Here is a 24,087-nt window from a genome sequence, read left to right on the forward strand (position 1 = left end):
GTTTTAATACCTTTAGTATGGGTTCAAACGCTGATGATTAAAAACAGCTCCCCGTTAACAAAAAATCGATTTTTTCTTCATCAGATAAAATCGGCAGCAGATTATATATTATTACAAGGTGATAGTGCAAGCTATGATGCTTGATTTGTATAAAAAAAGACCACGGAGCGCTGTCACTAAGCGAATGGGGGGATCTACTCATTCCTTTCTCATTTTTTCCTCCCTTAAAAACATAATAAAATAATTCACAGGAAGAAAAAAGGAAGACTGCAGGAGCAGGAATAGATCACAGGATATAAAAAAGCCAGAGTGAAGACTCTGGCTTTTTAGGGAATATTTATTGCTAGCCTTTTTCGACTTGCCCAAATTCCAAATCAACAGGTGTTGAACGACCAAAAATAAGCACAGATACTTTAATGCGATTTTTCTCGTAATCAAGTTCTTCAACCACGCCATTAAAGTCAGCAAATGGACCGTCAATAACGCGTACCACTTCACCTGGTTCAAACAATGTTTTAGGTTTAGGTTTGTCAGTGTCCTCAAGGCGTTGTAAAATTCGATCCGCCTCTTTTTGTGAAATAGGTGCTGGTCTTTCTTTAGTGCCACCAATAAAACCTAACACACGCGGCACACTTTTAACTAAATGCCATGATTCATCGTCTAATTCCATATGAACTAAGACATAGCCTGGAAAGAATTTACGTGAACTTTTACGCTTTTGCCCGGCGCGCATCTCAATAACTTCTTCAGTTGGCACAAGAATATCACCAAACTTTTCTTCTAAACCATGAATACCAATATGCTCAAGCAATGTTTTTTGCACACGGCCTTCATAGCCAGAGAAGGCTTGGACTACATACCAACGTAATTTAGGATTGTTATTTTTTTCAGGCGTATCTGTAATTGTAATTTCTTCAGTCATGACGGTACCTTAACCTACTTTTAATCCAGTAATTAATCCAACTACCCAGAACAGAACTGAATCTAAACCCCAAAGCAATAAAGACATAATTAATGTTGCTACTAATACTATACCCGTTGTTTGCACGGCTTCTTGACGTGTTGGCCAAACCACTTTGCGTACTTCAGTGCGAGACTCTTTAGCAAATGCTACAGCTGTACGGCCTTTAACTGTTTGCATAGCAATAAGCCCTGCAATGACAATAGCAGCAACTACCGCTATAGCGCGAACGAGAACTGATTGTTCAGCAAAAATGTAATTACCAAAAACAGCGCCAGCTAGAAGTAAAACGATTACGCTCCACTTTAAAAAATCAAATGAACCACTTGGTTCAGCTTCAGTACTTGCATTCATATCTACTACCCGTAATTACATGTCTAATCTAAGACAAAGCACTCCGATACAATCGAAGTTAAAATCTAAAGCACCTATTATTTTATTAATAAGCACTTTACTCAAAAATGGCAGGGGTAGAGAGATTCGAACTCCCAACCGTCGGTTTTGGAGACCGCTGTTCTACCAATTGGAACTATACCCCTTCAATCTGTACTTACACTTACCGAGTGATTCTTAGTTGTTTGGGAATTAAGAGAGACTCTAGAAGTGAGGCGCTATTATACTAATCAAAATATTTTACTCAAGGACTATTTTCGAGTTTTAACTAGATGCTGCATCAGCCTTACTTTTTCACTCGTCTTATTGGCTTTTATAAATAGCATTGACACGCAAAAATCTGCAAAAAAAAGACGTCTAAGCGGCTTTTTTTATCATTTTAATCTGTACTATAATCAAGCAATGATTCGGTAAGGTAACAGCAGATACCAGACCAACAACTATTGACCTATTGCCAATTCACTATAACTCAGCGACAAAAAAAGACGCCTAAGCGTCTTTTTTTTATCGTGTTAATGTCTTCTAAAATTAAGCGATAATTTTAGATACAACACCAGCACCAACGGTACGACCACCTTCACGGATAGCGAAGCGTAAACCTTCGTCCATCGCTACTGGGTTGATAAGCTCTACAACAAACTTCAAGTTGTCGCCTGGCATTACCATTTCAACACCTTCAGGAAGCTCTACTGCACCAGTAATATCCGTTGTACGGAAGTAAAACTGTGGACGGTAGCCTTTAAAGAATGGCGTATGACGACCACCTTCATCTTTGCTTAGTACATATACTTCTGACTCAAACTTAGTATGAGGAGAAATTGAACCAGGCTTACATAGTACTTGACCACGTTCAACGTCTTCACGCTTAAGACCACGAAGAAGAACACCACAGTTCTCGCCAGCACGACCTTCGTCAAGTAACTTACGGAACATTTCAACACCGGTACAAGTAGATGTTTGTGTATCACGAATACCAACAACTTCAACTGCATCGCCGATTTTAACAATACCGCGTTCAACACGACCTGTTACAACCGTACCACGACCTGAAATTGAGAATACATCTTCGATAGGCATGATGAATGCTCCGTCGATTGCACGCTCTGGCTCTGGAATGTAGTTATCTAATGCATCAGCAAGTTCAATTACTTTCGCTTCCCATTTCTCGTCGCCTTGAAGAGCGCCAAGTGCTGAACCTTGAATTACCGGTAAATCATCACCTGGGAAGTCATATTCAGAAAGAAGTTCACGAACTTCCATTTCTACTAATTCTAATAATTCATCATCATCAACAACATCACATTTGTTCATGAATACTATGATGAAAGGTACGCCAACTTGACGTGACAACAAGATGTGCTCACGTGTTTGTGGCATAGGACCATCTGTAGCAGCAACTACTAAGATAGCGCCATCCATTTGTGCAGCACCGGTGATCATGTTTTTGATGTAATCGGCGTGACCAGGACAATCTACGTGCGCGTAGTGACGTGCAGCTGTATCATACTCAATGTGAGAAGTATTAATGGTAATACCACGTTCACGTTCTTCAGGAGCGTTATCGATTTGTGCGAAATCTTTAACTTCACCACCGTGAACTTTAGTTAATACCGCAGAGATAGCGGCTGTTAAAGTTGTTTTACCGTGATCGACGTGACCGATAGTACCAACGTTAACATGCGGTTTTAAACGTTCAAATTTTGCTTTAGCCATCTTAAAGTACCTCTGGGTAGATTAAATCTATTAATTTTTTAGTCAACATTGATTAATCTATAGAAGGCCTAAAGAAGTGGTGCTGATAGGCAGATTCGAACTGCCGACCTCACCCTTACCAAGGGTGCGCTCTACCAACTGAGCCATATCAGCATTTCTCTATAAAGACTGGAGCGGGTGGCGGGAATCGAACCCGCTTCATCAGCTTGGAAGGCTGAGGTAATAGCCAGTATACGACACCCGCTAAATTCTATCAGATTATCTCTGTTAAAATGGTGGAGGGAGGTGGATTCGAACCACCGAAGGCTGAGCCGTCAGATTTACAGTCTGATCCCTTTGGCCACTCGGGAACCCCTCCAAATTTTATGTCACATTACAAGTAATGTATTAATGGTGCCGACTGCCGGAGTCGAACTGGCGACCTACTGATTACAAGTCAGTTGCTCTACCAACTGAGCTAAGTCGGCACTACATTAAGTGGTGCGAATTCTAGAGCAATGTTTTCGTGCTTGCAACAGCAAAATGAAAAAAATAAGCATGTTTTTATGCGTTTGATGGTTTTTTACCCATAATGACAAATTTTTAACTATAAACACTGACCTTAACTCGCTTGAAAACAACTTAAACCAAGAAAAACCAACTTGGGTTCAAGTTGACACTGCTCAGCCATTAACTTTGCAATCTGTTCACCATTGCCACCGGTTATCAGTACCTTGTCGAGTGTTAACAAACTATTTGCTTGAATAATAGCTTCTTTAATCGCCCCTATGGTCATGGCCCAACTACCATGGTTCAAACAATCTGAGCTGTCCTGACCAAAGGCTATACTTGCGGTAACTTTAGCTGTGGCGATAATTTTAGTGGTGCGGGTTAATAAACTATCAAATAGGGTTTGTACACCCGGCATGATCCAGCCACCAATATGCTGACCATTCGCCGCTAATAAATCAACCGTTGTCGCAGTCCCGGCATCGATAATAAGTAAGTTTTGTTGCGGATAAAGCTGTTTCGCCCCTATCATAGCTAGCCAACGATCCACGCCTAGGCTTTCTGGCTGCTGATAAGACGAGGATATTCCAAACGCACGTGCTGAACTGTGTACTTGTACAAAAGCAATATTATAGTCTGCTACCCACTTTTCGATCGCATCATGCACTTGGTTACCATGCACGTTAGCAAGAATAACTTCGCTCACCTGTGAGAATTTACCTTGCGATAACTGTACTTTAAAAGCGTGATAGTTGAGATAAACAATGTCAGAAAGTGGCGCAGAAACACCCAAGGCTTGAAAAACATATTTTACCTGGGTATTACCGACATCAATTAACAATCTCATAACCCGGTCCTTAGACTAACTTCACCACCATACACCGGACTTACTTGGCCATTAACCTCCAACATCAATGCCCCTTGACCGTTAATACCACGACAAATACCCCGAGTGACTTTCTCACCTGTAACCAAAGCAACGGCTTTGTTAAAGTAAAAGTCTTGTGCATGCCATTGAGTCACCATAGTATTGATGCCCGTTTCGCTATGGACTTTTAAACGCTTATGTAAGGCTGTAATGATGCTAGCCGCTAACATGTTTCGATCAATATCAACACCTATAGCGCTCGACAAATCAATCCATGGTTGATCGACTAATACTGCACTCTTGATTGGCATTTTAATATTGAGACCTATGCCAATAACACAATGGCAAGGCTCCATCGCTTGACCTTCGAGATCAATTAAAATGCCGGCAAGTTTAACACCATTGAAATAAATATCATTTGGCCACTTCAATTGAACATCCACTTGATAAAGGGCTTTTATTGCATCACTCACCGCCAGTGCCGCCACAACACTTAACCCCATGGCTGCTGACATACCTTGTTCTAAATACCAATACATTGACAAATAAATGTGTGAGCCAAAAGGTGAAATCCATTTTCGCCCCCTTCGTCCTCGACCAGCACTTTGATATTCAGCAATACACACTTGCCCGATAACATTTTGGTTGGGCAAACGGCGCATTAAATAACTATTAGTTGAGTCGATTAAGTTATGAACTTCTACCTTGGCGCTAGTATCTTGCTCGGCCAATTCTGCCACTATGAGACTTTCGTTGAGCAGTTCAATGGGTTCAGCTAATCGATAGCCTTTGCCGGTGACACTAAAAATATCAAAGCCCATTTCTTGTAATACACTAATATGCTTTGAAATAGCCGCGCGACTGACACCGAGTTCTTCGCCTATGGCTTGCCCTGACAAAAATTCACCTTTAACCAATTTTTTAATCAACTGCTCACGAATTGCTTTCATTGTTGACACCCTGTGTTGATATGACTTAGCTCACCATCAGCGCCAATAAATCTAACTTCTGGTATCAATTGAAGCTTAAATTTGGCCATGACTTTTTCCTGAATATAAACTGACAAGGCGACAATATGTTCACCCTGCTCACTGTCATAGTTAATAATCACTAAGGCTTGGTTTTCATGCACACCCACCCCCCCGTCACGAAAACCTTTAAGACCTGCTTGCTCAATTAACCAACCTGCGGCTAACTTTATTTCACCACTTTGTTGTCGATAATAAGGCATCTTCGGATACTGCTGCTGTAAAGCATGAAAAAAGTCTTCACTCACCAGCGGATTTTTAAAAAAGCTGCCCGCATTAGGTAGTAGTTTAGGCTCAGGTAGTTTCGCCTGACGTAACTGGATAACTTTTGCCATAATAGCCTGCGGAGTTACAGGGGCCATCATAGCGTTTAAGCCCTGATAACTGTCGACCGGCTGCCAAGCTTTTGGCAATGAAAAATGCACCTGGGTAATAATACCTTTGCCGTTTAATGCCTGTTTAAAAATACTGTTACGATAGCCAAATTGACACTCAGCGTTATTATAATCTATCAACTTTTTCTTGGTAAAATCAAACCAAGTAACACGTTCAATAAAGTCACTCACCTCAATACCATAAGCACCGATATTTTGTACCGGCGCGGCACCAACACTGCCGGGGATTAGCGCCAAATTTTCTAAACCGTATATAGCACGATTAATGCAAAACAAAACCAAGTTATGCCAATTTTCACCACAAGCGGCACTGACCTGAAAATATTCATCGTTTTCAGTGACCTCAATACCCATTAAGCTGGGCTTAATAATGGTTGGCGCCTGCGCTTGGCAGAATAAGGTGTTTGTGCCTTCACCAAGAATATAAGACCTGAGTGTTTTATCCGTACTTATTTCAAACAGCTCTTTAACGGTAGACGGGAACAGTATCTCAGCGGTGACGGCTGGCACATTTAAGCTATTTAATGCTTGTAAAGGGAAGTTAGCGCGTATTTTCATAACAGTGACTATAATAAGTTTGCCTTATTGTACGCAAAAATAGCCTGCGCATAAACAGTGCTAACCCTAGTTATACTAGTAAGGTTAATTTATTAATTCGTTTGCTATAAACTGAATGCGGGGGTAATTGCTCGATAAGCAGCGGAGAATTTGTTGTCTGCATGGCAATGCCAGTGACCAAGTGTGAATAATTCATCGGGTGTTTTACCAAGTAAAGCCGGCTATTACTTGATACAAACACCGATAAAATATTATATTGCTTTAGTAAAGGCTTTAGATTTCCGTTGAATATTATATAGTTGTTGCTTACCTTCTGGTAACTTGTCAATCGCCTGTTCACTGTAACCTTGCTCAATAAACCAGTGTGCGCTAACCGTAGTCAAGACAAAAATTGACGTGAGATTCTGCCTTTTCGCCGCCTGCTCTAGTGCTTGAATAAGACGAATACCCCGATTGCCACCACGATAATCTGGGTGAATAACTAAGCAGGCTATTTCACCTGTTCTTGCTTCTGGGTAAGGGTAAAGGGCCGCACAAGCGATGATAACATCTTCTTTTTTAATCACAGTAAAGCGGTCAATTTCAATTTCAAGCAACTCGCGTGAGCGTTTAACCAACACACCCTCTTCTTCCAGTGGCGCGATTAATTCTACTATGCCGCCAACGTCATCAATACCGGCAGCTGACAATTGCTCTTGATAGTCTTTGGCAATCAAGGTTCCTGCACCGTCACGAGTAAACAGCTCCTGTAATAACGCGCTATCACTGGTATAACTGACACTATGACAACGCTCTACCCCTTGTTTACCACATTGTATAATCGCTTGTAACAGTAACTGTTGAACATGATCTTCTTGCTCTGCAAGTAAATCACTAACGGTCGCTACCCCACAACTTCGAATTAAGGCCCCCTGCCTATCGAGTAACCCTGATTGTTCAGTTAACGTGATAAGTTTGTCCGCTTTTAACGCTATCGCGGTTTTTGCTGCCACATCTTCTAACGCTAAATTAAACACTTCACCCGTTGATGAGTAACCCACAGGCGATAACAAGACTATTGAGCCAAAATTTAATTGGGTATTAATACCTTCAGCGTCAATTCGACGCACCAAGCCAGTATACTTAAAGTCAATGCCGTCACGCACACCAATAGGCTTAGCAATAACAAAATTACCGGTACTGACCCGAATTTGCGCACCATGCATAGGTGAGTTAACTAAGCCCATAGTTAACAAAGCTTCAATATGAATACGCAACGAACCTGTGGCGTCTTTTACCGCCGTCAAGGTTTCTGCGTCAGTAACACGTATATTACCTTCAATTTGTTGCACTAGGGCACGAGCAACAAGTCGCTCTTCGATTTGCACGCGCGCACCATGCACCAAAACCAACTTAACGCCCAGACTTCTTAACAAAGCTATATCATGAATGATATTGGCAAAATTTGGGTGTTGTATCGCCTCACCACCAAACATCAAGACAAACGTTTTACCACGATGGGCATTGATATAGGGCGCTGCATTTCTAAACCACTTTACATTATCTTCATTACTATTCATAACATCTGATCACTAATATCTATCGCTTATCTTAATACGTATATATAACTTATGAATAACTTATATATACCCGCTCGACTTTAGGTGTAAATTTGTGCAAGTCGAGAACGGGTATAAACATTAAAGTGGCTAAACTTTTTCAGCACCACGATTAACAATATATTCCATGGCAACTTCATCTTCAGGGTTTTTATGTGGGCTTTGCTCACTGTCTTCTATGATGTTGTCTGCTAATGAATTTTTATCAATCAAATTAAAACCTAACTGCTGGAAATAGCTTGGAATATAAGTCAGCACAATAATTTTTTGTAGTTGCATTTGATGAGCAAATTCTAATAAATATTGTACCAGTGCTTGGCCTTGACCTTGACCATGGGCGGCTTTATCAATCACTAGGCTACGAATCTCGGCAAGACCGGTTTGGTAGATATACAGTGACGCACAGCCAACTACCGCGCCGTCAACTTCAACAACAACAAAATTTTGTACCGCATGAATAATATTATCGCGACTGCGTGGCAGTATTTCACCGCGCTCGGCCCAATAATCGACCAAGGCTGAGATACTATCAATATCTGACATTCTTGCTCTGCGCACCGACATAGCGGCTGCTCGCTGGGCATTTAAACGTTGTTTTACTTGTTTTAAGGTTAAGTTAATTTGTGTTTTACTTGGCGCACCTAAAACTTGGGTATTTAAGGTGTCTTGGCTGTCAGCTAAAATATTGCCTGACTGAACCTCTGCTAAGGCTTTGTCGACTTGCTGACGAGAAGTGCCGCCGATAGCGTCGCGCTTATCTAAACAAGATTCAATCGATAAATGTTGATAGACATCTTGTTCAATTCTATCGCTAAATGTTTGCAGTTGTGCAATTGAAAAATCTTCCAAAGCATGTCCCGCATCAATAGCCGCCAATACAACTTCACCAACAATGTGATGCGCTTCTCGAAAGGGAATATCTTTACTAACAAGGTAGTCAGCAAGCTCGGTTGAATTGGCATAACCTTGCTGAGCCGCCGCTAAAGTACGCGCACGATTGACCGTTAAGCCTTCAGCAATTAATACGGCCATCTGCATGCATTCTTGCCAAGTATCAAGCGCATCAAATAAGCCCTCTTTATCTTCTTGCATGTCTTTATTGTAAGCCAGTGGTAAAGCTTTCATGGTCATCATCATACCGGTGAGTGAACCCATCACTCGCCCAGCTTTACCGCGTAGTAATTCACAAGCGTCTGGGTTTTTCTTTTGTGGCATTAATGACGAACCTGAGCTAACTAAGTCGCTCATTTCAACAAAACCGGCTTCACCTGAATTGTAAAAAACCAAGTCTTCTGCAAAACGCGATAAATGCATCATGCTAATACTGGCGGTTGATAATAATTCAATCACATGATCACGGTCTGAAACTGCATCTAAGCTATTGAGTGTGGCACTACGAAAGCCAAGATTATGAGCCAGTTTTTCACGATCAATCGGATAAGCGGTACCGGCTAAGGCGCCAGAGCCTAGGGGTGAAGTGTCAGCGCGATACAAGGCGTCTTTTAGGCGACCAATATCACGGTTAAACATCTCAACATAAGCCAAACACCAATGGCCAAAGGTGATCGGTTGTGCACGTTGTAAATGGGTGTAGCCTGGCAATACGGTATTACGCTCACGTTCAGCTAGGTCTAATACTGCCTGTTGCAAATTCACTAAGGCATAAAGTAAATCATTGCCGGTTTCTTTACACCAAAGTTTTAAATCAGTGGCTACTTGGTCATTACGACTGCGACCTGTATGTAATTTCTTGCCTAAATCACCGGTTTTTTCTATCAGGTTAATTTCCACCCAACTGTGAATGTCTTCCGCGTCAGACGCTAAAATTTGCTTTGGATTTTCTTCAACTGAAGCTTTTAATGCTAACAATGCCGCTTTTAATTCTTCAAACTCAGCTTGGCTTAAGACATTAACTGTAGTTAATGCTTCTGCCCAGGCAATAGACCCAACAATGTCTTGCACTGCCAAACGATAATCAACAGGTAAAGAGTCATTAAACTTTTTAAACTGCACACTGGCTTGCTCTTTAAACCGTCCACCCCATAATGCCATTACTAAATTCCTCTACCTTTATTTTTTTGCAGTAATTACTGAGTCTGCTTGTTTAAGCGCGGTAATTCTACTGGATAAGCTAAACAAACGAATAAAACCTTCCGCATGTTTTTGGTCATAAACATCGTCAGCGCCAAAAGTGGCAAACGCTTCTGAATATAAGCTATTTGGTGAACGACGTTGAGTCACTTGTGCCATACCTTTATAAAGTTTGACGACGACATCGCCAGTAACTTTTTCAGCAAAAGAGGCGGCAGAGGCAAGTTGTGCTTTCGCAAGTGGTGTAAACCAACGACCGTCATAAATGACGTGTGAGAACTCATGACCAACGGATTCACGATACTTTAATGACTCTTTGTCTAGTATTAATGACTCTAGCCCTTTATAAGCTGCCATTAAAACAGTGCCGCCTGGTGTTTCATAACAACCACGAGACTTCATACCAACTAAACGGTTTTCGACAATGTCGATACGGCCAACACCATGTGCAGCGGCTTTTTCGTTTAAATACATTAATGATTGATAAGCCGACATGGGCTCGCCATCGACGGCAACTAACTCACCTTTATCAAAGCTGAGCATTACCTTGCCTGCTTCGTTCGGTGCGTCCATAGGGTCAACTGTCATGGTCCACACTTCCTTTGAAGGTTCACACCAAGGGTCTTCTAACTCGCCACCTTCATGCGATATATGCCAAGCATTCGCGTCACGACTATAAATTTTAGTTAATGAAGCCGAACAAGGGATATTACGCTCAGCTAAATAATCTAATAGGTCTTCACGTGAAACCATGTCCCATTCACGCCAAGGGGCAATAACGGTTAGCTGTGGTGCTAAGGCAGCAAAACAAGCTTCGAAGCGCACTTGGTCGTTACCTTTACCGGTACAACCGTGACAAACCGCATCAGCACCCACTTTTAAGGCAATTTCAATATGTGCTTTGGCGATCACTGGACGCGCCATTGAGGTACCTAATAAATACTGGCCTTCATAAACCGCACCCGTTTTAATGATGGGGTAAATATAATCTTTAACATATTCTTCTTTCAAGTCAACTACATAGCATTCTGAAGCACCTGAGGCGATAGCCTTTTCTTTAATGCCGACAAGCTCTTCTTCACCCTGACCTACATCAGCGCAAAATGCGACCACTTCACAACCTTGATAATTCTCTTTTAACCAAGGGATGATAGCTGAGGTATCTAAACCACCTGAATAGGCCAATACTACTTTTTTAATGTCTTTTTTTGCGGCTAACGCCATGATTTTATTCCTTAACAATATTTTATCATCAGGCTAGCCAACAACGAGTCATTGGCTAGCCTGAAATGTTTTTTAAATTTAATTTACTCATCTGCTTAGTAAAACAGAGATCAATCCGCTAATAAAGTGACTAACACCGCATTTTGTGCCCACATGCGATTTTCAGCCGACTGAAAAGCCACTGACATTTCGCTATCAAACAGCTCAGTGGTAATTTCTTCTTCAAGATGCGCGGGTTGGCAATGCATAACAATACTTGCCCCTGCGTTTGCCATCACTTGATGATTCACTTGATACGGTTTAAAGGTCGCTAAAATATCATCGACATTGGTATTATCACCCATAGATATCCAGGTGTCAGTGTAAATAGCATCTTGTTGTCCTAATTCAGCTATATCATGGGTTAAAGATAATTTAGCCCCTGATGCTGCACTAAAGCTCACGGCTTTATTATACATTTGTCCATCAGGACCATGCCCTACAGGGCAAACTAAAGTAAAATCAACCCCGACGATTGCTGCCATTAGCATTAATGAATTAGAGACATTATTTGCGTCACCAATGTAAGCAAGTTTGATTTTGCTAAGATCAGAAAAATTTTCTGCTAAAGTAACAAAGTCAGCCAATGCTTGGCATGGATGATACACATCACACAATGCATTAATCACAGGTACACTGCCATGCTGGGCCAGTTGGTCTATCGAGTTGTTGCTAAAAACTCGTGCAACAATAGCATCGGCATAACAAGAAAGGTTCTTAGCATAGTCGCTAACTCGCTCACGTTCACCTAATTTACCATTTTGTTGGCCTAAATACAGGGCATGACCCCCTAATTTATTAATGCCAATATCAAAACTAACATGGGTTCTTAGCGAGGGTTTTTCAAAAATCATGGCAACTGATTTACCCGCCAAAGCCTGAGAGTACTTTTCAGGTTGCTGTTTTATATCACGTGCTAAGGTAATTAAGTCGAGTATTTGTGCTTTATTTAGCTGATCATCAGCTAAGAAGTGCTGTAAATTCATCAATCTTTAATCCTGTGCGAAACCGGTTAACAACTTGTCTTATGACAATTAAAATGGCTTATATGAAACTAACAACCATTAGGCTGTATACGAGTGCCGACACTGTCGCCGTTGAGCAAATCGACAATTTGCTCAGGTGATTGCCAACTAGCAACCGCGATACTTCGTCGTAACTGATTCGCCGCTCGCAATGCTGCGTTTACTTTAGCGGTCATGCCTCCGGCAATAACGCCACTGGTAATAAGTTGTTCTGCTTGCTGAGCATTCAATGAACTTAAATACTCGCCCGTTGCCCCTTTAACGCCATTAACATCGGTCAACAGCAATAATTCAGCATTAAGCAACTGACATATCACTACCGCGGCATCATCAGCATTTACATTGACTAACTCACCATTGTCCAAAGCACCAATGGATGAAACAATAGGTAAAAATTTTTCTTTTAGTAACGTATCTAATAACGCGCTACTAAAAGGTTGAGGTACACCGACTTGGCCTAATGCTAGAGGGCTTAATTGGCACTGCACCATTTGACCATCGGTAAGTGACAAACCAACAGCGGGTAGTTTTAAACTCGCGGCACTGGCCACAATAGCTTTATTAACATTACCGGCTAGGGCACCACTAATAATCGGCATTTGCTCTTTGGGTGTCACCCGTAAACCGTGTTTTTTTTCCGTAACAAAACCTGCTTGAGCAAGCATTTCATCAACCACACAGCCACCACCGTGAACGATAACTACAGGTTGATCTTTTAAACTGGCAATCACGGTTAATAACGCAACTAAGGCAGAGCTGTTGCCTTGATTGTAGCCATCTAAAATAGCGCCACCAATTTTGATTACAACAGGCTTCTTCATCAGTAATTCCCTGCGGTTAATAAGCTATATTCACTAGGTAAGCCCAAACTAATATTGGCACATTGTATGGCTTGTGACGCCGCCCCTTTTAATAAGTTGTCAATAGCGCAGCTCACCACCACCACCTGTTTTTCTTCATCAACTAACCAATGCACATCGGCAAATGGGCTGTGGGCCACATTGTCTATTTTAGGCCAGGTGTTTACTATTCTCACTAATGGCGTGTCTTGATAGGCTTTTGTAAAGGCACTGTCGACTTGTTGACTAGTAACCTTAGCTTTTAGCTTTAAGGTCGCCGTCACTAATAGTCCGCGCTTGTAAGGGGCTAAATGTGGATTGAAAATCACCTCAACGTTAGCTTCTTGACTGATTTCTGGCTGATGCCTGTGCTGCAAAATATTGTACGGGGTTAAACTCACTTCACAAAAACTTGTCGCTAACGACGCTTTACGACCAGCACCCGTTACGCCACTAATACCATTAACCACAATTAATGAATTTTCTTGATGGAGATCATTACTGGAGATCGGCTTTAACGCTAATAAACTCGCGGTCGGATAACAACCTGGCACAGCAATTAAATTGCTGGTAGCAATCTCGGCGGCTTGCCATTCAGCTAAACCATATTGAGCCTGTTGTAGTGCGTTTAACGCTTGATGTTCAAAACCATAATGCACGGGATATTGCTTAGCGTCTTTTAAACGAAAACCACCCGACAAGTCGAATACTTTAACATCTTGGTCAATAAAGGCTTGGGCCCATTGCGCACTAAACTCATGGGGTGTGGCAAAAAAAACCGCATCAATCTTGTGTTTAGGGGCACTAATATGTTGCTCAAACCATTGTGGAGAAAAAGGCTCTAGCGGCAAATCACATATACCTTGCCAACGAGCATGTAATTGTGAAAAATTTTGACCACTAGAGGTGCCATTTTCAGACACCAATAAATGTTGAATTGATATTTTATTATGCTGTGTTAACAAGCCAATTAATTCAGCCCCCACATATCCACTTGCACCAATAACTACGACGTTCATTTGCTTACCATTTTTTACGATTAGAAACTAAAACTCACGGCACTATTTACGCGTAAACTTTGCAATTCTATTCAAATTTAGCCAATTATTTTCTAGCTTTATGACTAAAAACATATCACTATCTAGAAAATCAAGACTGACCAAAACTAATATTTGACGCTATTGTCGTGGCTTAGTTGAATACATTACAAACATTTTCATAGTGTGGTTAATTAGGCTCTTTACATTAAGTTGCTAAAATACCACCATACAAATAGTTATGCAACAAATTAGCATAAATACCCAATGAATAATTTTAGGTGCTTAAATATCATGAAAAAGCTAAATAAAAAACTCCCCAACTTTACCCAAGCCATTAGCCAATTAATAGCACAACCCAGTATTAGTTCTTCCCAAGCGAGCTGGGATCAAAGTAATGAAGGGGTAATAAATTTACTGTCAGCTTGGTTTGAAACCTTAGGCTTTACTGTCACTATTCAAGCGGTTCCACACGCTAAAGCTAAGTTTAATATGTTGGCTAAATTAGGCACTGGTACAGGGGGCCTATTACTTGCAGGCCACAGCGACACTGTACCTTTTGATGAAAACAGCTGGTTATCTGATCCATTAAAAATCACCGATAACGATAATAAACTTTTTGGCCTTGGTAGCTGCGACATGAAAGGTTTTTTTGCTTTTATTTTGCAAGTTTGCCAACATATTGACCTTAAAAAATTAAACAAGCCATTATACATTTTAGCCACTGCCGACGAAGAAACCACCATGGCTGGCGCGCGATTTTTTGCTAACAGTGAAATAATAAAACCTGACGTTGCCATTATAGGTGAGCCAACAAATTTAGTGCCTGTGGTAATGCACAAAGGCCATATGTCTCATAAAATTAGCATTAAAGGTCAGGCTGGACATTCAAGTAAACCGGCAAGCGGCGTTAATGCGATTGAAATAATGCATCAAGTGATGAGTGAATTATTCAAACTCAGAGAAAAACTCAGCCTAAGCTATCAAAATGAAGCTTTTGATGTTCAAACACCTACGATGAATTTAGGGGCTATTAGAGGCGGTGACAATGCAAATCGAATTTGTGGTCATTGTGAGCTTGATATTGATATGCGCTCTTTACCCGGTATGAAAGATGAAGAGCTAGTGGCTTGGTTAGCAAAGGCCCTGCAGCCCATTGCGGAAAAATATCCTGGTCGACTCAGTATAGACGAGCTTGACCCTAGTTCACCAAGTTTTCAGCAAACCCCTGAAAGTGAATTAGTACTTACGGCTGAAAAACTTTCTGGTCATCATTGTTGTGCGGTAAATTACGCAACAGAAGCGCCATTTATTCAACAATTGGGTTGCCAAACTATTGTTATGGGCCCCGGCTCGATTGATCAGGCACATCAACCTAATGAGTATTTAGCCCATAGTGAAATTACAAAAACTGAGCTCTTACTGACTAAACTCATTCATCATTATTGTTTTTAATTTTTAGTGTTTTTAGTGCGTCAAAAAGAAAGCAGTTGGCAGCATAAAATTAAGCTTACCCGCTAATGTATAGCCTATTTATACTTAGCGGGCTCGACTCCACAGTTTTTGGTTAACTATGTTCAAAAAGTATTCCCCGGGTTGCCAACAACGCGGCAATAAATCGAGTTCCTTACGTTCAAGATAGTTTGATGACAACAAGGGTAGAATTTCATCCAATCTTGCTTTGCTTATATTGGAGCACTCTTGTGCTGTTTCTACAAAGTATAAATTATTGCTTTTTTTTACTACCAAATCATGACCGTGGCCAATGAAGGTCAATTGTCTTGATGCTATACGGCACTTAGGTTCATTAGGTTTTTCAGGGTAGAGCTGAGTGACTATCGCATATTCATAGCGCACGTCCTGGTCTGTATCATTCGGGATGTAAATTACCCCAAACCCTTGTGGAAAATCGCCAGTAATTTGATATAAGGCATCAACAACCTGACGACTACAACGGCCTGCTTCAGCGTTCTTATATAAGGCTTGGTATACTCTCGGTAATAATTTGTAGTTGTAGTTGTTTTTAGTTGATAAGACAATGCCGGTATATATTTGTGGTATTTTTAATATGTTGCCCACACCTAACTTTGGCTGGAAACTCCTCATTAGCAGCTGCTTAACAAACCGTAAGGTATGAGTTTGTGTACTATTAAAAGCCTCTCTTTCAGCTACAGAGTCACCTAGATAATTTACCACACCAATACCATTGAGAAGATAATTTAGGGTTTCACGATAATTAATCTGCAATAAGGCTTTCCGCTCTTCAAGCTCTAAGGTGCGAAAACAGTCTAGCTTGCCATCAACGCCCTGTATAATCTTCTGTGCATTAGGATGATAATGGCCAATATCTTGTAATATAGCGGCCATTAACACAGGTATTTTCACAAGATCTGTAAATTGACGAAAGGCCTCTGCACTGCCACTGCGTAATTCATTAAAATCAAAAGCGACTAGTGCCACTAATTCTTGCGCTAAAGTGTCTTCGGATGAAAAATTTTTTAAACAGATTTGATCTAGTAACCTTAACGCCAGTACAGCTCTATATAAAGGTTTACTGCGTTCGTTTTCAACTGCCACTTTACTGCCTTCGGTTGGCAATAATAACTGTGTAGTGCCTAATAACTCTGCTGATTTTCGCTTAGTTTCAGCCAAGCTTTCACCTTCACAAAGTTCGAGGATATCTCGACAAATACCCTGTAAATGTTGGGCGCGTTCATTGCGCTTTGCGCTTAACACGGTTAAGTTTTCTTGGTGCTCACGTTCAAGCTTGAAAAGTTTCTTGTTACTTTTATCACTATCAATTTGTACTAACTTGACCATTTCATTGTTAAGGCTCTTAACTTTGCCTTGTGAGATAAATTCTAGATCGTAAAATGCTATAGCCCTTTCCAAGACAGAATCTTTTAAAGGACTAGGTCCGTAAATTTTAGTTAATAAAATTTTGACCTTAGTCGTAAACTTAGTATCTCCAGAGAAATTTTTCAACATGAGTTCCATTCGTATAAGTAGTAGCCATTAAAATGTTCGTATAAGTGGTAGCCATTAAAATGATAGTGCCGTTGTCCTAGCTCTAATTAGCTAGTCTAGAACAAACAAAATGTATAAGTATTAAGCTATATTTTATGCCTTATGTACTAAGAGTAGATCGCTATTGTGCTTACTACATAGTGAATATATACATGCGATTAATGACAGGCTAAAAAATACAATTTTTCAACCCATACTTGTTTCAACCCAGACTTGATCGCTCAATCAGGTTCGTTAACAATCAATAATTATACTTAACATCGAACAAATTAATTAAAATGTCAATACTAAAGTGCCAAGTGAGATGCAGCCTGACAATATACGGTTACATTAGCAGCACTTGATTGAGACTGTGCATTAGAACATACTGACTAAACTTTACACTAATATACAAATTTGCCGCATTGGCAATTAAGGATAATGATGGCCTCAAGTAACTTTAAAGAAACCCTCAAAAGTGTTGGCGCAGCATTTTTTGGTGTGCAAAGTGATAAAAATAGAGAGCGAGACTTTACTCATGGCAAATTTAGTCATTTCATTATTGCGGGTGTAATTGCTGTGGTGTTATTTATAGCGGCCTTAGTTACCATTGTAAGTTTCGTTTTACCCAGCTAGTATTTTTTAGTTCAACACCACTAAATTCACCTAAAGCCATAAGTCACGCAAAACTCAATGGTACTAATTCAATCTTACATCAAGATGATATAAGTCATTGATAGTTGAGTTGGCGTTATTTAATAAAGCGCGAGTAACTCAAACACTTTATTGCGTGCATTAGCTTTTTGACTAATCGTTCGTGACACTTCTATTGAGTGATGTTTTTTCGCATGCTGATATATTTTTCGTGTCCAGATAGTATCGTGATTACTGATCAATACTGATATTTTACGATTTTTGGTGACTTCTTCTACCGCATTGGCTAAATCGGCTTGTTCATCTAGCCCAAAGCCGTTACCTGAATAACTGGTAAAGCTCGCTGTTTTACTTAACGGCACGTAAGGAGGATCGCAATAAATAACATCACCAGATTTCGCATGAGCGAAGGTTTGTCGATAGCCGTCACAAATAAAGATCGCTTTTGCCGCTTTTTCAGCGAAATAGTGCAGCTCAGCTTCAGGAAAGTAGGGCCGTTTATATTGCCCAAAAGGGACATTATAACCACCAGATTTATTGTATCGACATAAGCCATTATAGCCATGACGATTCATGTAGAGAAACACTAGCGATCTAAAATAAGGGTCTGAGCTGGCGTTAAAGTCTTTTCGCAGTTGATAGTAGCTGTCTGCCTGATTATGTTCAGGTGAAAACAATCGACGAGCATCGGCGATGAATTTATCCGGTGTTCGCTGTACAATACGATATAGATTGATGAGATCTTGATTTATATCATTGAGTAAGTATTCGTCATAATCACTATTTAGAAACACAGAGCCGGCGCCAACAAAAGGTTCAATCAGACGATTTCCTTTTGGTAACATAGAATTTATGACATCGGTAAGCGCGTATTTACCACCCGCCCATTTTAAAAAAGCTCGATGTTTTTTCTTCATAGCACCTACAAATCCAAAAATTTAGCAACAGATACTTAGCATCTGAAAAGTAAGTGGGGATTGTATCCTGAATTAACCTTTATTGGGAGAGTAGAAATGCATTGATTTCGTTATTAATAACCGTAACTGGCTTGATCCAGGGTTGCCGTGCTAATAAGGATTTTGGTAAACCCGCTAAGGCAGATTGTGCTGCTGATTTATCTACATAGGCAGCGCTGGTGATAACCACTGATGGTTTATTATTTAATAAACGTTGATAAACTTGGTAGTCAATCCTTGTCAAATCCTCAAGTAAGGATTTTGGCAATGTTAAATCGCTATAGACGGCTAATTGAATAACATAGCCAAGGTGATTACTGTAGTAGTCATTGTTAACGCTGACTTGATTCGCTATCTTGTTCTGCTCAATTGTCGCTTGTACTTTACGCCGACTCGCTGAAGGTTTAAGTACTGCACCATTGGCTGTTGCACTATTCATACTTCCTGCTGTTATAGCTGACATCACCTCAGCAGGTGATGCCGGTAACCTTAGCACTTTTATCGGTAATACTGACAATGGATTAATTAACGACGAGTAAATATCTTTAGGTCTAGCAGCAAGCTTAGTGTTTTCTATTTTAGTTTGAGTTGCTGGCTCAGCAACCTCAGCATTATCCTCACGATTAATGGCTAACACCATGGTTTGTGGGTTCGCTAATACTTCGGTTAATGATATTTCTGCTTGTTTATTAGCGATGATTAATTTCGCAAAATTAAAACTATCTAATGGCAATAAATTAATAACCAATACAGCAAGGCCTAATAAAAACACTAATGCGCTAATTACCCCTTTATTTTGATTAATGAAATGCCATTTTGGCTGAGTATTTTTAAATATTGCTGATGTGGCTGACAGAAGTTGGCCCGATTGTGCCGATAATAATGTCAGTTTATTGTCAAATAAACTTTTATTATTCGCCACAGTTTTACCCGCTTGTACTGAGCCAAACATCACAATGTTAACCACCAAATTGGCTTTTTTAGCGATAACGGCTAGTTGTGATAGCTCATGAAATATCTGTAATGATAAGTGCTGAGCACTGTCGAGCACAATACTAATGCCCTGCGGTGATTTTTTAGCTAAATTAATCACACTAACCGCTAATGATATTTCGGGATCAAATAACTCAGCCGTATATAACTGCTCGATTATACGACAACGAATTTGAATATTATTAAACTGTGCAGCAAGTGAGATATAGGCAGCATTATGCTGCTCAGGTAAACTGGCTAAAAATTGGCTAGCACTGGGCGCACTTTGTTCAACGCTTTCGTCGATAACTAAAATAGCTTGTTTTGAAAAACGTAGAATATAGTCTATGCGGGCATGGGCACTAATTTTAGTGACACTGGTGTTATCATTAGATAGGCCAATATTTTTCATTAACGCTGACATGTTTCACCTATTCTGAATAAAATTACAGAATTTGTTGAAGGTGTTTCTCACTAACATCGTCATTAATTTCAGATTGGCCAATAGCTGTTGGGAGAATAAAACGTAGCTTTCCAGCTAAGTTCTTTTTATCACGACGCATATGACAAATAAATTCATCAAAACCCATATTGTCTGGCGCGATTAACGGTAAATCAAAAGCAGACAGCAAAGTTTCAATACGACGAAGATCTGACACTTCAAGCAAATTCATTGTTACTGATAACTTAGCAGCAAGTACCATGCCAGTAGCAACAGCTTCACCATGTAACCAATTACCATAGCCTTGGTCAGCTTCAATAGCGTGGCCAAAGGTATGTCCTAAGTTTAATAAAGCACGCACTCCGGTTTCTGTTTCATCTTCAGCAACAATGTTCGCTTTGCATTGACAGCAACGTTCGATCATCTGCATTAAAATTTTATTTTCACCGGCTTTTATTGCATCAATATGCTGTTCAAGCCAAGTAAAAAAATCACCATCACCTAATATACCGTACTTAATCACTTCAGCCATACCGGCATTAAATTCTCTAATCGGTAAAGTTGCTAGGCTTGCTAGGTCAATAAATACCGCTTTAGGTTGATAGAACGCGCCTATCATATTTTTACCTAAAGGGTGATTAACGGCCGTTTTGCCGCCAACTGATGAGTCAACTTGAGACAACACAGTAGTAGGGATTTGAATAAAATCAATACCGCGTTGATAACACGCGGCGGCAAAACCTGTGATATCGCCAATAACTCCACCACCTAGCGCGATTAAGGTCGTGTCTCTGCCGTGATTACCCGCTAGCAGATGTGACATTATCCGTTCAAAATTCGCTAAACTTTTCTGAGCTTCACCATCAGGTAATATGACTTCATCAAGGTCAAAATCCCTAAGGCTATGTTTCATTTGCTCAATATAGAGAGGTGCAACGATATTATTACTGACAATGCAAACACGCTTACTGCGGATGTGACTAGACAGCAGCTCACTATTTGCTAATAGTCCGCTGTCTATATAGATTGGATAACTGCGCTTGCCGAGTTTAACCTTAAGTGTGGTCATAATTATGTCGTTTAAAAGTCCAAGCGTTCAACTATTTTACTTGCAACAACTTTCGCACTTTGGTCATCCGTCTGCACGATAACATCGGCAATTTCTTCATATAACGGATTACGTTCTATGGCCAAGTTTTCAAGTACTGTTCTAGGTTCTTCATCAGTTTGTAGTAGCGGACGACGTCGGTCTCTTTGAGTGCGAGCGACTTGCTTATCTATAGTTGTTTCTAGATAAACTACAATGCCGCGTGCTGATAAGTGATTACGTACTTGAGCGCTGATCACAGATCCACCGCCAGTAGCCAAAACAATTCCTTGTTTTTCACTTAAGTCTTCAATAACTGACTCTTCTCTTAGTCGAAAACCTTCTTCGCCTTCAAGATCAAAAACCCACGCGATATCTGCACCAGTACGACGTTCGATTTCTTGATCAGAATCAAAAAATTCCAGATGTAGCTTATCCGCTAATTCTCTACCAATGGTGCTTTTGCCTGCGCCCATTGGGCCTACAAGGAAAATATTACGTTTTTCTGCCATTAGATTAATTAATACTCGTTTATTTATTACGTGAACAGGTAAGAGAGAACCTCTCTCGAAAATTTCAAGGGCGCAATTATCGCAATTGTTGGGTACAAATTGCAAGCATGTAAGATGAAAACACCACCTTACATGCAAATTAACTTAAAATCTTTCGGTAACTATGCGTGGTGTAACGAATATTAACAGTTCTTTTTTCTCATTAAAGTTACTGCTATTCCTAAACATCCAACCAAAATAGGGAATATCACCCAAAACAGGTACTTTTGACACTGAACTAATAATTTGTTGTTGATAGATTCCACCCAATACGATGGTTTCACCATTATTAACTAAAACTTGCGTACCTATTCTTTGTGTGTCGATAGCAGGTGCCGTGCCATTTAAGAGATCAGACACCGTATCTTGCGTTACCACCAAGTCCAAAATAATTCTATCATCAGGGGTAATGTGCGGTGTTACGGTTAAACTTAATACCGCTTTTTTAAATTGTGTTGATGTAGCGCCACTCGACGCGGCTTCTTGGTATGGAATTTCCACACCTTGCTCGATATACGCTTCTTTTTGGTTTGCCGTAGTAATGCGCGGGCTGGCAATTATTTCGCCTTTGTTTTCTTTTTCCATCGCACTTAATTCCAGATCAAGGATGGTACCATCAGCCAAGCGCGCAACCTGAAAGGCGATACTGCCCGCCGGGTTTGCTACGGGTAAGTTGACATTCAATCTGTCACTTAAATCCGGCACAGTGCTACTGCCAGCACCGGCTAAAGATCCTGAGGTTGAAGACTCACCGTCAGAGTCTGTTACGCCCCAGCGAATACCCAACTCTTCATTAATATTATCTTTTACCGTCACCATGCGAGATTCAATGATAACTTGGCGAACAGGGATATCTAATACCAAGACCATACGTTTAATATCTTCAATACTTTTAGCCGTATCACGCAGCAATAAAGTATTGGTTCTTTCATCAACGCTAACACTGCCGCGCGTAGATAAAATGCTGTTATCTTCATTTTTAATTAATGCAGCAAATTCAGCCGCTTTCGCGTAGTTAACTTGCACGTATTCAGAATATAATGGTGCGAGTTCTTGCACTTGTTGCTGGGCCTGCAAGTCACGTGCTTCTCGAGCAGCTAGTTCATCACTAGGCGCAACCATCAGAATATTTCCTTGCATACGCTTGTCTAAGCCTTTGACCTTTAAGATAATATCAAGCGCTTGATCCCAAGGTACACCATCTAGTCTCAAGGTAATATTACCAACCACAGTGTCACTGGTCACTAAATTAAAGCCATTATAATCAGCAATAATTTGCAAGACAGTACGTACCGAAATATCTTGGAAATTTAATGAAATTGCCCTGCCACTAAAATTTCCTTCTTCACCTAAGTAACCGTCCTCTTTCACTTTAGCCTTTATTGTTAATGAAAAAACATCATTAAACTGCTGATGCTTATATTCAAACGGCCCTTCAATATCAACAACTAAACGGGCATTGCGTCCTTCTTTAAAGGTTTCAATCCCGTTAACCAAGGTGCCAAAGTCAGTAACATCTAATTTATAAATATAGTCTTCAAGAATTTCAGTATTGTGAAATTCAATATAAAGCTTTCCTAATTTATCGCTAACATCGACAGCCACCTTACTGTCGATAAGCTTAACCAAAAGTTGTGCTTCATTTTGCTGCCCACGTTTAAAGTCAATATTGTCGATTTGATTTATAAAACCATGTCCTAGCGGAATTAAATGCGTTACCGCTTTATTTACCTGGCCAGTATTTAAGGTTAGGGCAAAAGTATTATCTTTTTGGCTAACATCGAAAATTGATAGTTGCTGCAAATTAACATCGGCAACAACTTTACCGGCCATTTTTCGCACAGTGATATTTTTTACCCCTGCATGTTCAATCAGCGTAGTCGCTATTGCAGGGTTAAATTGCTCTACATCAAAGGTTATTCTCACTTGTGCCGGTGTCATTGTCGTCGTTACTTTTGGCGGCGCAAAAATTTTATCTGATAGTTCAAATATCAATTCAATTTCATTACTTTGAATGGTGTTATAAGTGATCCCTGTTAGTTCGTTCGCCCACGATAAAGTTGATAACACACATAAATAGGCGGCCATAATTAACTTTATTTTTTTACCATGTGTCATAAGATTATCGTTTTTTATTTTATTTAATAGCAACATTACTTCC

20 protein-coding genes and 5 tRNA genes are annotated in these 24,087 nt (G+C 40.3%); 2 read left to right on the forward strand and 23 right to left on the reverse strand.

Translation table 11 applies throughout. From position 1 onward, the window contains the following. Nucleotides 1-343: 343 nt before the first annotated feature. The 17 genes from nusG to argC form a co-directional block, all read right to left on the reverse strand. Nucleotides 344-922 carry a transcription termination/antitermination protein NusG gene (gene nusG, locus H4J54_RS17830; protein WP_182192308.1) on the reverse strand — a complete coding sequence of 193 codons (579 nt, stop codon included), beginning with the start codon at nucleotides 920-922 and terminating at the stop codon, nucleotides 344-346. 9 nt (nucleotides 923-931) lie between these two features. Next, the gene (secE, locus tag H4J54_RS17835) at nucleotides 932-1,315 is read right to left on the reverse strand and encodes a preprotein translocase subunit SecE (RefSeq protein ID WP_182137224.1); all 384 of its coding nucleotides are present in this window, start codon (nucleotides 1,313-1,315) and stop codon (nucleotides 932-934) included. 108 nt (nucleotides 1,316-1,423) lie between these two features. Then, nucleotides 1,424-1,500: transfer RNA gene (locus tag H4J54_RS17840), tRNA-Trp, on the reverse strand. Nucleotides 1,501-1,882: 382 nt separating this feature from the next. Continuing rightward, on the reverse strand, nucleotides 1,883-3,067 hold the full coding sequence (gene tuf, locus H4J54_RS17845) for an elongation factor Tu (RefSeq protein WP_146877790.1): 1,185 nt from the start codon (nucleotides 3,065-3,067) through the stop codon (nucleotides 1,883-1,885). A gap of 77 nt (nucleotides 3,068-3,144) precedes the next feature. Beyond that, nucleotides 3,145-3,220, reverse strand: a tRNA-Thr gene (locus H4J54_RS17850). Between the two features lie 16 nt (nucleotides 3,221-3,236). Then, nucleotides 3,237-3,311: transfer RNA gene (locus H4J54_RS17855), tRNA-Gly, on the reverse strand. Nucleotides 3,312-3,340: 29 nt separating this feature from the next. Then, nucleotides 3,341-3,425, reverse strand: a tRNA-Tyr gene (locus H4J54_RS17860). A gap of 33 nt (nucleotides 3,426-3,458) precedes the next feature. Then, a tRNA-Thr gene (locus H4J54_RS17865) sits at nucleotides 3,459-3,534 on the reverse strand. 134 nt (nucleotides 3,535-3,668) lie between these two features. Beyond that, complete coding sequence (locus H4J54_RS17870) at nucleotides 3,669-4,403, reverse strand: type III pantothenate kinase (RefSeq protein WP_182192309.1); 735 nt, start codon at nucleotides 4,401-4,403, stop codon at nucleotides 3,669-3,671. Continuing rightward, complete coding sequence (birA, locus tag H4J54_RS17875; RefSeq protein WP_182192310.1) at nucleotides 4,400-5,374, reverse strand: bifunctional biotin--[acetyl-CoA-carboxylase] ligase/biotin operon repressor BirA; 975 nt, start codon at nucleotides 5,372-5,374, stop codon at nucleotides 4,400-4,402. The genes H4J54_RS17870 and birA overlap by 4 nt, the downstream gene beginning before the upstream one ends. Then, complete coding sequence (gene murB, locus H4J54_RS17880; RefSeq protein WP_182192311.1) at nucleotides 5,371-6,405, reverse strand: UDP-N-acetylmuramate dehydrogenase; 1,035 nt, start codon at nucleotides 6,403-6,405, stop codon at nucleotides 5,371-5,373. Before murB ends, birA begins: the two co-directional genes overlap by 4 nt. Before the next feature lie 251 nt (nucleotides 6,406-6,656). Then, nucleotides 6,657-7,964, reverse strand: coding sequence for an amino-acid N-acetyltransferase (gene argA / locus H4J54_RS17885; RefSeq protein ID WP_182192312.1), 1,308 nt, complete (start codon nucleotides 7,962-7,964; stop codon nucleotides 6,657-6,659). Between the two features lie 129 nt (nucleotides 7,965-8,093). Next, nucleotides 8,094-10,055, reverse strand: coding sequence for an argininosuccinate lyase (argH, locus tag H4J54_RS17890; RefSeq protein ID WP_182192313.1), 1,962 nt, complete (start codon nucleotides 10,053-10,055; stop codon nucleotides 8,094-8,096). Between the two features lie 18 nt (nucleotides 10,056-10,073). Further along, nucleotides 10,074-11,318 carry an argininosuccinate synthase gene (locus tag H4J54_RS17895; RefSeq protein WP_182137214.1) on the reverse strand — a complete coding sequence of 415 codons (1,245 nt, stop codon included), beginning with the start codon at nucleotides 11,316-11,318 and terminating at the stop codon, nucleotides 10,074-10,076. A gap of 110 nt (nucleotides 11,319-11,428) precedes the next feature. Continuing rightward, the gene (locus tag H4J54_RS17900; RefSeq protein ID WP_182192314.1) at nucleotides 11,429-12,343 is read right to left on the reverse strand and encodes an ornithine carbamoyltransferase; all 915 of its coding nucleotides are present in this window, start codon (nucleotides 12,341-12,343) and stop codon (nucleotides 11,429-11,431) included. A gap of 68 nt (nucleotides 12,344-12,411) precedes the next feature. Continuing rightward, entirely contained in the window at nucleotides 12,412-13,203 is a 792-nt protein-coding gene (gene argB, locus H4J54_RS17905) for an acetylglutamate kinase (protein WP_182192315.1), read from the reverse strand. Continuing rightward, nucleotides 13,203-14,240 carry an N-acetyl-gamma-glutamyl-phosphate reductase gene (gene argC, locus H4J54_RS17910; protein ID WP_182192316.1) on the reverse strand — a complete coding sequence of 346 codons (1,038 nt, stop codon included), beginning with the start codon at nucleotides 14,238-14,240 and terminating at the stop codon, nucleotides 13,203-13,205. The genes argB and argC overlap by 1 nt, the downstream gene beginning before the upstream one ends. Nucleotides 14,241-14,552: 312 nt before the next feature. On the opposite strand from argC, the gene argE reads away from it, so the two are divergent. Further along, nucleotides 14,553-15,713, forward strand: a complete 1,161-nt coding sequence (argE, locus tag H4J54_RS17915) for an acetylornithine deacetylase (RefSeq protein WP_182192317.1) — start codon at nucleotides 14,553-14,555, stop codon at nucleotides 15,711-15,713. A gap of 84 nt (nucleotides 15,714-15,797) precedes the next feature. On the opposite strand, the gene H4J54_RS17920 is transcribed toward argE, so the two are convergent. Next, entirely contained in the window at nucleotides 15,798-17,246 is a 1,449-nt protein-coding gene (locus H4J54_RS17920) for a hypothetical protein (RefSeq protein ID WP_182192318.1), read from the reverse strand. 462 nt (nucleotides 17,247-17,708) lie between these two features. Here H4J54_RS17920 and H4J54_RS17925 point away from each other — a divergent pair, with 462 nt between their 5' ends. After that, complete coding sequence (locus tag H4J54_RS17925; RefSeq protein WP_404851922.1) at nucleotides 17,709-17,900, forward strand: DUF2970 domain-containing protein; 192 nt, start codon at nucleotides 17,709-17,711, stop codon at nucleotides 17,898-17,900. A 119-nt stretch (nucleotides 17,901-18,019) separates the two neighbouring features. Here the strand turns inward: H4J54_RS17925 and H4J54_RS17930 are convergent, their stop codons facing one another. From H4J54_RS17930 to H4J54_RS17950, 5 genes are all read right to left on the reverse strand, one after another. After that, nucleotides 18,020-18,835, reverse strand: coding sequence for a Dam family site-specific DNA-(adenine-N6)-methyltransferase (locus H4J54_RS17930; RefSeq protein ID WP_182192320.1), 816 nt, complete (start codon nucleotides 18,833-18,835; stop codon nucleotides 18,020-18,022). A 79-nt stretch (nucleotides 18,836-18,914) separates the two neighbouring features. Beyond that, entirely contained in the window at nucleotides 18,915-20,270 is a 1,356-nt protein-coding gene (locus tag H4J54_RS17935; RefSeq protein ID WP_182192321.1) for a hypothetical protein, read from the reverse strand. Nucleotides 20,271-20,292: 22 nt separating this feature from the next. Further along, nucleotides 20,293-21,360, reverse strand: a complete 1,068-nt coding sequence (aroB, locus tag H4J54_RS17940) for a 3-dehydroquinate synthase (protein WP_182192510.1) — start codon at nucleotides 21,358-21,360, stop codon at nucleotides 20,293-20,295. An 8-nt stretch (nucleotides 21,361-21,368) separates the two neighbouring features. Beyond that, entirely contained in the window at nucleotides 21,369-21,887 is a 519-nt protein-coding gene (gene aroK, locus H4J54_RS17945) for a shikimate kinase AroK (RefSeq protein ID WP_182137206.1), read from the reverse strand. 144 nt (nucleotides 21,888-22,031) lie between these two features. Continuing rightward, nucleotides 22,032-24,080 (reverse strand): type IV pilus secretin PilQ, encoded by a 2,049-nt coding sequence (locus H4J54_RS17950; protein ID WP_259367057.1) that lies wholly within the window; start codon nucleotides 24,078-24,080, stop codon nucleotides 22,032-22,034. Nucleotides 24,081-24,087 lie beyond the last annotated feature (7 nt).

The organism is Colwellia sp. MB3u-8 (genome assembly GCF_014076985.1).
Taxonomy (GTDB): domain Bacteria; phylum Pseudomonadota; class Gammaproteobacteria; order Enterobacterales; family Alteromonadaceae; genus Cognaticolwellia.

What these genes read in the sequence shown, in the direction of transcription:
- nusG (WP_182192308.1), bottom strand. Translation starts at nt 922, where the DNA reads ATGACTGAAGAAATTACAATTACAGATACGCCTGAAAAAAATAACAAT.
- secE (WP_182137224.1), bottom strand. Translation starts at nt 1,315, where the DNA reads ATGAATGCAAGTACTGAAGCTGAACCAAGTGGTTCATTTGATTTTTTA.
- tuf (WP_146877790.1), bottom strand. Translation starts at nt 3,067, where the DNA reads ATGGCTAAAGCAAAATTTGAACGTTTAAAACCGCATGTTAACGTTGGT.
- H4J54_RS17870 (WP_182192309.1), bottom strand. Translation starts at nt 4,403, where the DNA reads ATGAGATTGTTAATTGATGTCGGTAATACCCAGGTAAAATATGTTTTT.
- birA (WP_182192310.1), bottom strand. Translation starts at nt 5,374, where the DNA reads ATGAAAGCAATTCGTGAGCAGTTGATTAAAAAATTGGTTAAAGGTGAA.
- murB (WP_182192311.1), bottom strand. Translation starts at nt 6,405, where the DNA reads ATGAAAATACGCGCTAACTTCCCTTTACAAGCATTAAATAGCTTAAAT.
- argA (WP_182192312.1), bottom strand. Translation starts at nt 7,964, where the DNA reads ATGAATAGTAATGAAGATAATGTAAAGTGGTTTAGAAATGCAGCGCCC.
- argH (WP_182192313.1), bottom strand. Translation starts at nt 10,055, where the DNA reads ATGGCATTATGGGGTGGACGGTTTAAAGAGCAAGCCAGTGTGCAGTTT.
- H4J54_RS17895 (WP_182137214.1), bottom strand. Translation starts at nt 11,318, where the DNA reads ATGGCGTTAGCCGCAAAAAAAGACATTAAAAAAGTAGTATTGGCCTAT.
- H4J54_RS17900 (WP_182192314.1), bottom strand. Translation starts at nt 12,343, where the DNA reads ATGAATTTACAGCACTTCTTAGCTGATGATCAGCTAAATAAAGCACAA.
- argB (WP_182192315.1), bottom strand. Translation starts at nt 13,203, where the DNA reads ATGAAGAAGCCTGTTGTAATCAAAATTGGTGGCGCTATTTTAGATGGC.
- argC (WP_182192316.1), bottom strand. Translation starts at nt 14,240, where the DNA reads ATGAACGTCGTAGTTATTGGTGCAAGTGGATATGTGGGGGCTGAATTA.
- argE (WP_182192317.1), top strand. Translation starts at nt 14,553, where the DNA reads ATGAAAAAGCTAAATAAAAAACTCCCCAACTTTACCCAAGCCATTAGC.
- H4J54_RS17920 (WP_182192318.1), bottom strand. Translation starts at nt 17,246, where the DNA reads ATGTTGAAAAATTTCTCTGGAGATACTAAGTTTACGACTAAGGTCAAA.
- H4J54_RS17925 (WP_404851922.1), top strand. Translation starts at nt 17,709, where the DNA reads ATGGCCTCAAGTAACTTTAAAGAAACCCTCAAAAGTGTTGGCGCAGCA.
- H4J54_RS17930 (WP_182192320.1), bottom strand. Translation starts at nt 18,835, where the DNA reads ATGAAGAAAAAACATCGAGCTTTTTTAAAATGGGCGGGTGGTAAATAC.
- H4J54_RS17935 (WP_182192321.1), bottom strand. Translation starts at nt 20,270, where the DNA reads ATGTCAGCGTTAATGAAAAATATTGGCCTATCTAATGATAACACCAGT.
- aroK (WP_182137206.1), bottom strand. Translation starts at nt 21,887, where the DNA reads ATGGCAGAAAAACGTAATATTTTCCTTGTAGGCCCAATGGGCGCAGGC.
- H4J54_RS17950 (WP_259367057.1), bottom strand. Translation starts at nt 24,080, where the DNA reads ATGTTGCTATTAAATAAAATAAAAAACGATAATCTTATGACACATGGT.